Genomic DNA, 13340 nt, shown 5'->3' on the forward strand with positions numbered 1-13340 from the left:
ATCAAACCTGAGGTTCATCGATGTACACAAAATCCAAGGGATAGAGGTGGCCCTTGCGATACCGCTCTATGGTGGGCAGTACCAGAGGGCTGCGCATTCTAGCAGAATTGGCGAGTAATTCCTCGTAGCTCAGCCAGTGCACACGGTGTATATCGGGGTCGATCACTGCATTTTCAAGAGCCCTGACAGGGCGAGCCGCAAAGCTCGTACGGTAGTAGGTAATGCCATTGGGCGCGGTCGCAAACGAAACCCCGATCACACTGGTAAGCTCCACTTCCCAGCCGGTTTCCTCCAGCGTCTCACGCAGCGCGGCAGCCAGCAGTTTTTCACCGGGGTCGACGTGCCCCGCAGGCTGGTTGAAGACCAGGCCGCCCGCCAGATCGTCCTGCTCCTCGACCATCAAAAAGCGGCCGTCCTGTTCAACAACGGTGGCAACGGTGACATGTGGCGGCCAGCTATGATCGTCGGACATGGTATTAGCGTCTCCTGCGAGATGGGGGGCGCGGTCTTCGCGGTTTGGTCGATTGGGCAACGTGTACGTCTATGGTACGAAATTCGCCGGGTGCCAGACCTGCGAGGTCCCAGTCGCCAATCTGGCGCCGGATCAGTCTCAGAGTGGGAAAGCCCACTGCCGCTGTCATGCGGCGTACCTGGCGATTGCGTCCCTCGCGGATCGCCAGCTCCAGCCAACTGTCAGCCACGGATTTACGTTCGCGTACGGGCGGGTGGCGGGGCCAGATATCAGGGCTGCGAATACGCCGCGCGCGAGCGGGCAGGCTCGGCCCATCCTTCAGCGCAACGCCTTCGCTGAGGGCTGTCAGGGCGTCGTCGCTTATTTCGCCTTCCACCTGAACCAGGTAGGTCTTCCACTGTTTGTGTTTGGGGTTGGCGATCTGCTGTTGCAAGCTGCCGTTGTCGGTCAGCAATAACAGGCCTTCCGAGTCGTAATCCAGACGGCCGGCAGCGCGATAACCGGGCGCAGAGAGGTAATCAGCCAGGGTTTCACGCCCCTCGGTATCGCTGAATTGACTGAGTACCCGAAAGGGTTTGTTGAACAGAATGACTTTGGCCATGGCGGTGAGATGGTCGACTAAAAAAAGAAGCGGGGCAAGGGCCAATTTGGGCAGAACTGCTAAACTTTGAGCGTCCCCCGGCGGTGCGCCTGCGCCGCTGTTATTCAACACATTGCAGGAGAAATCCCATGGGCTATGTGCATATTAAGGTGCCCGATAGCGGCGCTAAGATCACCGTGAACGACGATAACAGCCTGAATGTTCCGGACAATCCCATTATTCCCTATATTGAGGGCGACGGTATTGGGGTTGATATCAGCCCAGTCATGATCGATGTGGTGAATGCCGCGGTTACCAAGGCCTACGGCGGGGCCCGCCAGATTTCCTGGATGGAAATCTACACCGGTGAAAAAGCGGCGGAGTTGTACGAGGGGGACTGGTTTCCTGAGGAGACGCTGGAGGCCATCAAGGCCTACTCCGTGGCGATTAAAGGCCCGCTGACCACGCCGGTGGGGGGCGGTTTCCGCTCCCTGAATGTGGCTTTGCGTCAGGAGCTCGATCTTTACACCTGTTTGCGCCCGGTGCGTTGGTTTGAGGGAGTTCCCTCGCCGGTGCGCGACCCCGGTGCGTGCAATATGGTCATCTTCCGCGAGAACTCTGAGGATATTTACGCCGGTATCGAATACGCCGCCGGAACCGCCGAGGCACAGGAGGTTGTGGACTTCATTATCAATGAAATGGGTGCCACCAAGATTCGGTTCCCGCACAACGTGGGCATTGGTATCAAGCCAGTATCGGAAGAGGGCACCAAGCGCCTGGTGCGCAAGGCGATTCAGTATGCCATCAACCAGGATTTGCCGTCGGTTACGCTCGTCCACAAAGGCAACATTATGAAATTCACCGAAGGCGCGTTCCGCGACTGGGGGTACGAATTGGCGCAGGAGGAATTCGGCGGCGAATTGCTCGATGGTGGGCCCTGGGTGAGCATCATTAATCCCAATACGGGCGGAGAGATTGTCATTAAGGACGTGATCGCAGATGCCATGCTGCAGCAGGTACTTACCCGGCCAAAGGATTACAGCGTCGTCGCTACACTGAATCTCAATGGTGACTACCTGTCAGATGCCCTGGCAGCTCAGGTAGGCGGGATTGGTATTGCACCGGGGGCTAATTTGTCCGATAACGTGGCGCTGTTTGAGGCCACCCATGGGACAGCGCCCAAGTATGCGGGGCAGGACAAGGTCAATCCGGGTTCCTTGATCCTGTCGGCGGAGATGATGCTGAGACATATGGGGTGGAATGAAGCCGCCGACCTGATCATCAAGGGTATGAACGGTGCCATTCAGGCGCGCACGGTCACTTATGATTTCGAGCGTTTGATGGAAGGGGCGACCCTGGTGAGTTGCTCGGAATTTGGCGAGGCGATCGTCGGTGCTATGTAGGGCATAGGAGTGTAAAAAACCCGGGCATTGCCCGGGTTTTTTTTGTCTGGGATGGCATTACATTCGCAGAATATACTTTCGAATGACCACCTAAGTAATTGAATATTATAGGCAAAAATATTCTTTCACAATTGTATTGGCGGTGGAGTAAAAATTTCACGTCAGCTCTTTACATGAAATTAAACTTTCAAATAGGATTAACCCATGAAAAATAACGACGCAAAAACAAGCGCTATAGGGAATGCGGGCACATCGGCGCGGGACAAGCTGCTGGCGTCTGCAGCCACGCTCTCGCGGCAGCAGCAGGTCGTTGCTGATTTTTTGCTTAACCACTTGCAGGAAATTCCGTTTCTCTCCGTCATGGAGGTCGCGGAGCGCACCGGCACCTCTGAGGCGACCGTCGTCAGATTAAGCCAACGCATCGGATACGACGGCTACGCCCAGCTGAAAATGGCCCTCGTCGAGATGTTGCGCGATGACATCAATGACGGCGCAGCACCTTCGCGAGGCCACGCTGATCTCGACCTGGGCAAGGATGTTCTGGCGGCGATGTCGAGGCTGGAAATTCAGAACATCGAGCGGACACTCCAGCGCATCGATCGCCGCGACTTTGACGCGGCAGCTGCGATCCTCGCCGATGCCGATCACGTCTTCACATTCGGGCTGGGCATCTCGGCGCATCTGGCGGGGCTTGCGTCCTATTTATTTACGGAGCACGGCGTGCGCAGCACCGCACTGGACGCCCGCTTCACATCACCGCGTGAGCAGCTGGTGGTATTGCGCCCTGGGGATGTGGTGCTGGGTATGTCTTTCCCTCCGTATTCCCAGGAAACCATCGAGGTATTGCAGGAGGCGAGGGCGCGTGAGCTGCAAACCGTCGTGATCACGGATCGCGCCACTGCACCTGCGGCGGCATTTGCCAGCGCGCCCTTATTAGTGGCTTGTGATGGCATGACCTTTACCAATACCACCGCTTCCGTCGATGTCGTGCTCAATGCCCTGGCGGTCAAAGTCGCGTCCGCGCAACAGGACCAGAGCATGGAGGTGATCGGCCGCATTAACGAGATCCTTGCTGAAGAGGGTATGCGGGGGAGCCGTGACTGATCAGCCTGTGACTACCTTGCCCACCCGAATGCCAGACACCTATCTGGTGATCGGCGCCGTCGCGCTGCTGGTGTTCGTACTATCACTGTTAATCGATCCCGGGGTGTTCGATGTTCGCGAAGTCGCCGTCGGCGACAGCATCCGCGAGGTTATTGACCCCGACAGTTTCCGCCGTGTGCCCGAGGCGGGCGGGGCGAGTCTATTCAGCACCGATGATCGACCGGGCCTGTTCAACGCACTATACGAAGGGCTGGTTTCAGGCAGTCGTATGGGCGGCGCCGTGGGTATCATGGCGTTTATTCTCATCACCGGCGGCAGTTTTGGTGTGGTGATGGCTTCAGGTGCAATCCACCGCGGTTTGGGGCGAATCATCGCCGGTCAACGACTGACTGGCGGGGCATTCATCGCCGTCCTGTTCGTGATTTTTTCCCTGAGTGGCGCTGTCTTCGGTATGGGTGAGGAAGTAATTCCCTTCGTGCTGATGTTGCTGCCTGTAATGCTGAGCATGGGCTACGACCGGGTATCCGTCGTGCTGGTGACCTACGTGGCGACCCAGATCGGTTTCGCGACATCCTGGATGAACCCGTTTAGCGTGGCGATCGCCCAGGGCATTGCCGATGTGCCGCTGTTGAGTGGTATGCCGCTGCGCATGGGTATCTGGTGTCTGTTCACAGGGCTGGGGCTGGCGTTTTGCCTGCGCTATGCCGGTGCTCATCGCGTGGCGCCGCAGGCCGCTGGTGCAGATGAGCAGACCGCGCCAACACTCTCCCTGGGCGATCGCCTGGTACTGCTGGCGCTACTCGGGACCGTGGTGTGGGTCAGTTGGGGGGTTATCGCCCAGGGCTACTACCTGCCGGAAATTGCGACCCAGTTCGCCATATTAGGTGTTGCCAGTGGGGTTATTGCGGTGGTGTTCAGGCTCGATGGCATGACGGCCAATAGCGCGATGGCAGCGTTTCGTAAAGGTGCTGCAGATTTGCTGCCGGCCGCCCTGGTTGTCGGCTTTGCCCGCGGTATTGTCTATCTCATGGGGGGCGATGATCCTGCGACTCCCAGTATTCTCAACACCCTGCTGCACGCTGGCAGCGTTGCGCTGGCAGGGCTGCCCGACTGGCTCGCAGCCTGGTTCATGCTGCTCGGTCAGAGTGTGTTCAACTTTTTCGTGACCTCAGGCTCCGGCCAGGCGGCGCTGACCATGCCGTTAATGGCGCCTATGGCGGACTTGCTCGGTATTGAGCGCCAGGTGGCCGTGCTGGCTTTCCAGCTTGGCGATGGTCTGACCAATATGCTGGTGCCTACTTCTGCGGCACTCATGGGCTGCCTCGGTGCCGCCAAACTCGACTGGCTCGACTGGGTCCGCGCGGTTGCGCGACTCTACGGATGGCTGCTGTTACCCGCCAGCGTCAGTGTCATCGGCGCCGTGCTCTTCGGATATCAATAGGAATTTTCATGCTCACGCTGATTCGCGATGCAGAACTTTACACTCCCGAAGCCCTTGGGCGGCGGGACATCCTTATCGCACGCGAGCGTATTGTCGAAATCGCCGAACGTATCGAGCTGTCAGGTTCTCCAGTGGACGTGATTGATGCGGGCGGTCGGACGGTATGGCCTGGTTTTGTAGATGCCCTGACGCACCCCGCCGGTGGCGGAGGTGAAGGAGGCTACGGGAATCGGACCAGGGAAATCGACGCCGAGAGTTTTATCGCCGCCGGTATTACCACGCCTATCGGTGCCCTGGGCACCGATGCGGTGACGCGCTCGCTCGACGTACTTTTTGGCAAGGTCATGGAGCTGCGCGCCAAGGGGCTGGCGGCGTTCATGTACAGTGGTTCTTACCGCTTGCCCGCAGTGACACTGACCGGTGATGTGGTTCGAGATCTGGTACTGATTGAACCTGTGATTGGTGTAGGCGAGGTGGCCATCGCCGATCATCGAGGTTCACAGCCGTCTGTTGCGGAACTGCGCCGACTGGCGGCGGATACCCGCCTAGGTGGCACCATCAGCGGCAAGGGTGGCACGGTTATGTTGCACCTGGGCGATGGCCCGGGGCGACTGCAGGTGATGCGAGCTGCGCTGGAGAACAGTGATCTCGCTGCCCACAGTTTTTATCCTACCCATTGCAACCGCAGCCAGGCGTTACTCGAGGAGAGTTTTCGCCACGCGGTTGCAGGTGGTTGGATCGACCTGACTGCATCAACCATTCCCGAGTTTATTGAGGCCGGCGAGGTGTCTGTCCTGGAGACGCTGTCGCAGGCGTTGGAGCAGGGCGTACCGCTAGACCGGCTGACGGTGTCATCGGACGCAGGGGGTTCACTGCCGCACTACGAAGGCGACCAGCTGCTTGGCTCAAAGGCGGCGTCGCCGGGGGTATTGCTGGAGCTGGCGCTACAGACCTTTAACGACGGTCAGTCACTTTTTTCTGCACTCCTGCCTGCGTTGACCGCAAACCCTGCCGCTGCGCTGGGGCTGACTGATCGCGGTGCGCTCGTCGCCGGCGGCTTCGCCGATTTATTGCTGCTCGACACATCCGGCCGCTCCCTGGCTGGCGTGATGGCTAATGGCCGTTGGCTGCAGACACCTGATTCTTTTTAAAAAACACCACACTTCTCTGAGGACACACATTCATGAAACGCGCTTTCGATTTCTATAAACGGCGTCCACTCAGCCTTGCCTGTGCAAGTGCTGTTGCATTACTAATCCAGAACCCTGCCTCCTGGGCGGAGGAAGCCGTGGAGGAGGTGCTGGTTACCGGAACCCATATCAAGGGCCTGGACTTGAAAGGCGGCACTCAGGCGGTGCAACTGACGCGTGAGGATATTCTGGAGTCTGGCGCACAGCGCATCGGCGAGTTAATGCAGGATCTGACCATTACCGGTGGCGGCACGGGAACATTTACAACATCTACCGCAGGCGCGCTGTCAGGGGATACACCTGTTGGCGCCTCTGCTGTGTCACTGCGTGGTCTTGGAACCGGTTCTACACTCACCCTGATCAACGGGCGCCGCTCATCGGTGAGTGCATTTGCCAATGGCCAGGCATCCTTTATTGACGTGAACTCGATTCCCGGATCGGCTATCGAGCGTGTCGAGATTCTTCCCAGCGGCGCGTCCGCGACCTACGGCGCAGATGCGGTAGCAGGCGTCGTCAACTACGTGCTGCGTGAAGACTATGAGGGCTTCGAGATTTCCGGTTCTTACGGAGATTCCACCGAGAGCACTGACGAGGGCCGCTACAACCTAAATATGGTGTTTGGCGGTGGGAATGAGCAGCATCGCTTTATGGGTATTGTTGACTACTACAAGCGCAATGCCATGTACGATCGTGACCGCGATGTGGGTGCGGAATCATTAAGGCCCAGCCAGCAGGGCTTCCACCCCTCATTTAACGACCTGTTCTGGATGTTCTACGACCAGACCGAAGAACCCCAGGATGGCGGCTGTGCTGCCGATGATTTCGGTTTCGGCAATTTTGGTGAGTTCTGTGAGGTGAATACCAATGCGTTTACCTCGGTGATGGACAACTACGAAAGCGTGGGCGGCGTATTCACCTACCAGTTCAATATCAACGATTCGACAACCTGGTTTAACGAAGTGCTTTATCAGAGCACCGAATCTGACGGCACCAGTTCGCCGGCCAACTTCTCGCGCGCACCATTTGACCCTGAGAGCCCTCTGTGGCCCCAGGCGCTGATCGATGACATGGTAGAAGAGGGCAGCTTCGAAGGGCTGGAAGACTGGACCGACTTCTACGGTTTCCCGATTTATGGCTGGGGCAAGTTCCCCGAGCCCCGTGCTGTCAGTGTGGAATCGGAAACCTATCGGATTGTATCCGGCATAGAAATGGATTTTGACTCCGGTTGGAATCTTGAGTCTGCGCTGACCTACGGCTCTAACGAATCCGAGCAAAAGGGCAGTAGTGGTCTGTTTGTGTCTGAAGCTTTCTACGACGCCAGCTTGGGCAATCTCTGTGCGGATGGTACTCGCGTGAATCGTTGGGATGTAAACCCCGCACGGCCGAGCGCTTCCTTTGTTGGCGACACCTGCGAAGACATCGGCAAAACCACCCTGTGGTACAACCCCTTTGGTGGCCAGACCAGTCAGGCTGAGGGTATCGACGAGTTCATTCGGACCGAGGCAGAGCGCAGCGGTGAGTCAGAAATGTACGCCATCGATCTGGTGACCTCTGGGCCGCTGTTCGATTTCAATGGTCGCGAAGTGCAGGGCGCCTTCGGCGCAGAGTGGCGCCATGAAGAAGTGAAAGACGTTCCCGCGGGGATTGCATTGGCGACTACCGGCAACCCCGAACCCATACTCGGGTTCAGTTCCACCTCTGCGGATGCGGAGCGTGATCAATGGGCCCTGTTTGCGGAATTCTACATTCCCCTCACAGACAACCTCGATCTGACGTTGGCGGGTCGCTACGACGACTACGATAGCTTCGGTGACGACTTTAACCCCAAAGTGGCACTGCGTTGGCAGCCTGTTGACAGCCTGATCCTGCGCAGCAACTACTCCACCTCGTATCGCGCGCCCTCGCTTGCGCAGGTCGGTGCAGGTACGCTGCTGAGTTCATTTACCGTAGATTGTGCTGAAACACCCGCAGCCTGCGGAGGTGATGCCAGCGCCGATGGTGAGAACCTGCTCTCTGAAGAGGTCGCCAATGACAACCTGAAGCCCGAGACGGCCGATACCTGGGGGGCAGGCTTCGTGTGGACTCCCACGGATAGCATTGATATCACTGTCGACTACTGGGATATCAGCTACGACGATGTTATTGGTATCGACGAGGACGACTTTATCCGCAGAGCCCTTGGCGGTGAGTTCCCCGTTGTTGGCGAGGGTGAGCTACCCACCGGTACCGCGGGTCTGGAAGTCGAGGGTGACTTTGTTATCGATGCGCACTTTGAGCTGACCAACCTGGGCTATGAAGATGTTCGTGGCGTGGACCTTACATACACCCAGTCGCTGGATGTAGGACCGGGTGTCTTGACCCTGATTGCCGACGCAACCTACCTGCTCGAGTACGAGCGCCGCGCCTCTGAAGCCTCGCCCGTCATCGATGAGGTGGGTGATTTCCGCTACCCGGAGTGGCTGGCGAATGCCAAGGTGCGCTACAGCATGGATCGTTGGGGCGGGTCACTGGGCTTGCGCTACACCGATGGTTACAAGGATGATCCCTCCAATCGCACGCTGGAGGCCGTCGGTCTTCCCGCAGACGCCACTGTGGATGTGGATTCATGGACCGTGTTTGACCTCAACCTGTACTACGATGTGAACGAACATAACTATCTGCAGTTAACCGTGCGCAATATGTTCGATGAAGAACCGCCAGAGGTGCTCGGCCTTAGCTCGAACGTGGATTACATCAATCATGACTCCCTGGGTCGCTATGTTACCTTGCGCTACACCTACGTGTTCTGAGGGGTAGCCGCGTGAAAACATTGCTATCAATGTGGGTTCTCCTGCTGTGCAGTTTGCCTGTGGCGGCTGCACCGGCAGAGGCTAATGCCAACAAAGGGACGTTGGTCATCGCCGGTGGTGCCGTCAGGGCGGATAACGCTGATGTGTTTGGCGCGTTTATCCGCGCGCTGCCGGCCAATGGCCCGGTTGTCATTGTGCCCGCCGCCAGTGGACAGCCTTCGCGCTCGGCTCGCGACGTTGCAGACAGTCTCACAGCCTTTGGCGTGAGCGCCGACCGGCTGACGGTGTTTCCCGTGGCCCTGCGCGATGACTCCACTACAGAGGATGTGGACGAGAGTCGATGGCAGGAGCACGCCTGGGACGAGCAGCGGGTTGCGCTGGTGCGCGACGCTGCCGGGTTCTGGTTTACCGGCGGTGACCAGATGCGCATTGTCTCATTGCTGCGCAGCGAGAGCGGACAATTGTCGCCTCTATTGAGCTTAATTCATCAGCGCTTGCAGGCCGGCGCTGTGGTGGGAGGAACCTCTGCCGGCGCCGCCATTATGAGCGAGCGCATGATTACCGGTGGCGATAGCTTTACCGCACTGATCGAGCCGGGCCCGGTGGATTATGAAGCCATAGAGGAGCAGGAAAGCGGCCACCTCAGTATGACGGCCGGTCTTGGTTTTCTCAGCCAGGGATTGGTCGATCAACACTTTGATCGCAAGGCGCGTCTGGGGCGCCTGGTCCGCGCCCTGGATCTCGCGGACGCAGCATGGGGGTATGGTGTCGATGAAGATACGGCGATGGTGGTTGAGCTTGCCAGCGGCCGCGCCTTGGTGGTGGGCAGCGGTAGCATTACCGTGCTCGACGCGGGCAACGCCCGTTATCACTGGCCGGGGCCGCAGTTGGCCCGCACCCTGCAGTTGAGCCTGTATCCCGCTGGGAGTACGTTCGACTTGGCAACCGGGAAGCCGCTGACGATTGTCGGTGACCCGACAGTCGGGGAGGAATATTTTGGTCACAGCCTGCGCGCAGGCGGTGGTATGGCATTCCCCAATCAGACACTTGAACAAATGTTAGGCAACGATTTGCTGGATAACCGGGCCGCACAGGAACTGCGCCGCTGGAGCATCGATGCTCGGGGCCAGGCGTTGGTCTACGTATTTCGCCAGACGGCTCAGAGCGCAGGTTACTGGGGCAGGGTAGCCGGTGCCAGCAGATACACTATTACCGCGGTCGACTTCAGTATTGACCGCATTCAGGTGACCGCGCCCACCGATTGACCGATTTGAACGCTCCAGTGAGGTCTTTTTGAGGCCTCACTTTCCCTCCCATCCAGCTACACTGAGTCTCATTGCTACCCCTTGAAAAGGCGAGTATTGTATCCATATCCAGTAGTTGAAAACGCAACAACAGTAGTGAGCAGTATCTTGGAGTACATTCGGAACAACACGGCCATACGCATGGGTGAGGAGCAGCACGATTCCGACGGCGGTCTCGCGCTCGAAGAGAGTAAACCGGAACTTAAGCGCCCGCCGCTGTTCAAAGTTGTCCTGATTAATGACGATTACACGCCGATGGAATTTGTCGTGGAAGTCCTGGAGACCTTCTTCAGGATGAACCGCGAACAGGCCACACACGTAATGCTCACTGTGCATACCCAGGGAAAAGGGGTATGCGGTATTTTCACCCGCGACATTGCCGAGACCAAGGCGGCGCAGGTGAATCAGTACGCCAGGGAAAATGAACACCCCCTGTTGTGCGAGATCGAAGCATCTGAAGGTTAGGAACCCGGGAGAGATATATGCTGAGTAATGACCTGGAACAGTCACTGAATGACGCTTTCCGCAGTGCGCGGTCCAAGCGGCACGAGTTCATGACCGTAGAGCATTTATTGCTGGCGTTGCTGGACAACAACGACGCCATCCGGGTGTTAAAGGCCTGTGGCGCCGATATCGGTGGGCTGCGCGGCGACCTGGTAGAGTTTGTCGATGCAACTACACCGCTGATTCCAGAGGACGAGGAAGACCGCGACACGCAGCCAACGCTCGGCTTCCAGCGCGTCCTGCAGCGCGCCGTTTTCCATGTGCAGTCATCCGGTAAGAGTGAGGTCACCGGGGCCAATGTGCTGGTGGCGATCTTCAGTGAATCTGAAAGCCAGGCCGTGTTCTTCCTGAAAACCCAGAACGTGGCGCGCCTGGATGTGGTCAACTACATCACCCACGGTATTTCCAAGGTCGAGGGCGAGGGTGATTCCTCGGAGGCTGAACATTCCACCGGTGGCGAAGAGGCCATCGGCGAAGAGGCGGACAGCAACCCCCTGGACAGCTTTGCCACCAACCTCAACAAGGAAGCGGCCGAAGGACACATCGACCCTCTGATCGGGCGCGCACCGGAAGTGGAACGAGTGGCCCAGATTCTGGCCCGGCGGCGCAAGAACAACCCGCTGTTGGTGGGGGAGTCGGGCGTGGGCAAGACCGCGATTATCGAGGGTTTGGCCAAGAAGATTGTCGACGGTGAGGTGCCGGAGACTTTGAAAGATGCGGTGGTCTATTCCCTGGATCTGGGCTCACTGCTGGCGGGCACCAAGTACCGCGGCGATTTTGAGAAGCGCTTCAAGGGTTTGCTTGCGGAGCTGAAAAAACGCGATCACGCGATTCTGTTCATCGATGAAGTACACACGATTATCGGCGCTGGCGCCGCTTCTGGTGGGGTGATGGATGCCTCGAATCTGCTTAAGCCGCTGCTGACTTCCGGCAAGTTGCGCTGTGTGGGCTCAACCACCTTCCAGGAGTACCGCGGCATTTTCGACAAGGACAAAGCCCTGAGCCGTCGCTTCCAGAAAGTCGACGTCATGGAGCCCTCTGTCGAAGACGCCTACAAGATTCTCAAGGGACTCAAGTCCCGGTTTGAGGAGCACCACGGGCTGCGCTACACCGACAAGGCACTGAAGGTCGCCACTGAACTCTCAGATCGCTATATTACCGACCGTTTTCTGCCGGACAAAGCCATCGATGTAATAGACGAGGCGGGGGCCTATCAGCAACTGCAAAGCGCTTCCAAACGCAAGAAAGTGATCGGCGTGGGCGACATTGAGTCAGTGATTGCCAAGATTGCCCGTATTCCTCCCAAAACCGTGTCGTCTGACGACAAGGAAGTACTGCATAAACTGGAGAAGAATCTGCAGATGGTAGTGTTCGGTCAGGATCAGGCGATCTCCAGCCTGGCCACTTCGATCAAACTCGCCCGGGCCGGGCTCAAGGCTGCGGACAAGCCAATCGGTTCTTTCCTGCTGGCCGGTCCCACCGGTGTGGGCAAAACCGAGGTGACGCGCCAGCTGGCAATGCAGCTGGGTCTGGAGTTAATCCGCTTCGATATGTCCGAGTATATGGAGCGCCACACTGTGTCGCGGCTGATCGGTGCGCCTCCCGGCTATGTGGGTTTCGACCAGGGCGGGCTGTTAACTGACGCCGTCACCAAGAATCCTCACGCGGTAGTGCTGCTTGATGAGATCGAAAAAGCACACCCGGAAGTGTTCAATCTGCTGTTGCAGGTGATGGACCACGGTTCGCTGACCGACAATAACGGTCGCAAAGCGGATTTCCGCAACGTTATCCTGATTATGACCACCAATGCCGGCGCAGAGAATATCAGCCGCCGTACTATTGGTTTCACCCAGCAGGATCACAGCACGGATGGCCTCGAGGCGATCAACCGGATGTTTACCCCCGAATTCCGCAACCGCCTGGACTCCATTGTCCAGTTCGAGCCTCTCGATGAAGCGGTGATTCTCACGGTGGTGGATAAATTCCTCACCGAACTGCAGGGCCAGCTGGATGAGAAACGCGTGACTATCGATGTCGATGAAGATGCGCGTTTGTGGCTGGTCGAAAAAGGCTACGACCGGAATATGGGCGCGCGTCCCATGGCCCGCATTATCCAGGAACATATCAAGAAGCCCCTGGCGGAGCTGGTCCTGTTTGGCGAACTCGCTCAGTCAGGCGGCACTGCGCTCGTCCGCCTGAATAAGGCGAACGATAAGCTGGATGTTCTGGTAGAAGAGGAAGAGGTGGAGCTGGCTGAGAGTTGACATGCCTCAGTCAGCGACCTGATTAACGCTCGCGGTAGGTAATGCGGCCTTTGGTCAGGTCATAGGGCGTCAGTTCTACGCGAACCTTGTCGCCGGTGAGAATGCGGATGTAGTTCTTGCGCATTTTGCCGGAGATGTGTGCGGTTACCACGTGACCATTTTCCAGTTGGACCCGGAACGTGGTGTTGGGAAGGGTGTCGATCACCTCGCCTTCCATTTCAATCTGGTCTTCTTTCGCCATGCGGCAGTATTCCTCGGATGAAAATAAGGGGCGCATTTTGCCTCAAAG

Annotated in this window: 11 protein-coding genes; 8 read left to right on the plus strand and 3 right to left on the minus strand. The window is 57.8% G+C overall.

Going from position 1 to position 13340, the window contains the following annotated elements; all coding sequences use genetic code 11:
• Position 1 precedes the first annotated feature (1 nt).
• Positions 2–472: an NUDIX hydrolase gene (locus tag A3709_RS20180; RefSeq protein WP_066058966.1), complete on the minus strand. Its 471-nt coding sequence runs from the start codon at positions 470–472 to the stop codon at positions 2–4.
• Positions 473–476: 4 nt separating this feature from the next.
• On the minus strand, positions 477–1073 hold the full coding sequence (locus A3709_RS20185) for a pseudouridine synthase (RefSeq protein WP_066059330.1): 597 nt from the start codon (positions 1071–1073) through the stop codon (positions 477–479).
• A 128-nt stretch (positions 1074–1201) separates the two neighbouring features.
• Between A3709_RS20185 and icd the strand changes: the two genes are divergently transcribed.
• The 8 genes from icd to clpA all read left to right on the plus strand — a co-directional run bounded on the left by icd (position 1202) and on the right by clpA (position 13051).
• Positions 1202–2455, plus strand: coding sequence for an NADP-dependent isocitrate dehydrogenase (gene icd / locus A3709_RS20190; protein WP_066058969.1), 1254 nt, complete (start codon positions 1202–1204; stop codon positions 2453–2455).
• 204 nt (positions 2456–2659) lie between these two features.
• The gene (locus tag A3709_RS20195) at positions 2660–3559 is read left to right on the plus strand and encodes a MurR/RpiR family transcriptional regulator (RefSeq protein WP_066058970.1); all 900 of its coding nucleotides are present in this window, start codon (positions 2660–2662) and stop codon (positions 3557–3559) included.
• Positions 3552–5000: a putative basic amino acid antiporter YfcC gene (gene yfcC, locus A3709_RS20200; RefSeq protein WP_231871262.1), complete on the plus strand. Its 1449-nt coding sequence runs from the start codon at positions 3552–3554 to the stop codon at positions 4998–5000. The genes A3709_RS20195 and yfcC overlap by 8 nt, the downstream gene beginning before the upstream one ends.
• Positions 5001–5008: 8 nt before the next feature.
• Positions 5009–6151 carry a beta-aspartyl-peptidase gene (gene iadA / locus A3709_RS20205; RefSeq protein ID WP_066058973.1) on the plus strand — a complete coding sequence of 381 codons (1143 nt, stop codon included), beginning with the start codon at positions 5009–5011 and terminating at the stop codon, positions 6149–6151.
• 32 nt (positions 6152–6183) lie between these two features.
• A complete protein-coding gene (locus A3709_RS20210; RefSeq protein WP_066058976.1) occupies positions 6184–8979 on the plus strand; it encodes a TonB-dependent receptor in 2796 nt (931 codons plus the stop codon).
• Positions 8980–8990: 11 nt separating this feature from the next.
• On the plus strand, positions 8991–10244 hold the full coding sequence (locus A3709_RS20215) for a cyanophycinase (protein WP_156507877.1): 1254 nt from the start codon (positions 8991–8993) through the stop codon (positions 10242–10244).
• Positions 10245–10424: 180 nt separating this feature from the next.
• A complete protein-coding gene (gene clpS, locus A3709_RS20220; RefSeq protein WP_066058981.1) occupies positions 10425–10748 on the plus strand; it encodes an ATP-dependent Clp protease adapter ClpS in 324 nt (107 codons plus the stop codon).
• Between the two features lie 17 nt (positions 10749–10765).
• The gene (gene clpA, locus A3709_RS20225) at positions 10766–13051 is read left to right on the plus strand and encodes an ATP-dependent Clp protease ATP-binding subunit ClpA (protein ID WP_066058984.1); all 2286 of its coding nucleotides are present in this window, start codon (positions 10766–10768) and stop codon (positions 13049–13051) included.
• 22 nt (positions 13052–13073) lie between these two features.
• Here clpA and infA read toward each other — a convergent pair whose 3' ends face one another.
• Positions 13074–13292: a translation initiation factor IF-1 gene (gene infA, locus A3709_RS20230; RefSeq protein WP_027948202.1), complete on the minus strand. Its 219-nt coding sequence runs from the start codon at positions 13290–13292 to the stop codon at positions 13074–13076.
• Between the last annotated feature and the right edge of the window lie 48 nt (positions 13293–13340).

This window comes from Halioglobus sp. HI00S01 (assembly GCF_001635445.1).
GTDB lineage: Bacteria > Pseudomonadota > Gammaproteobacteria > Pseudomonadales > Halieaceae > Halioglobus > Halioglobus japonicus.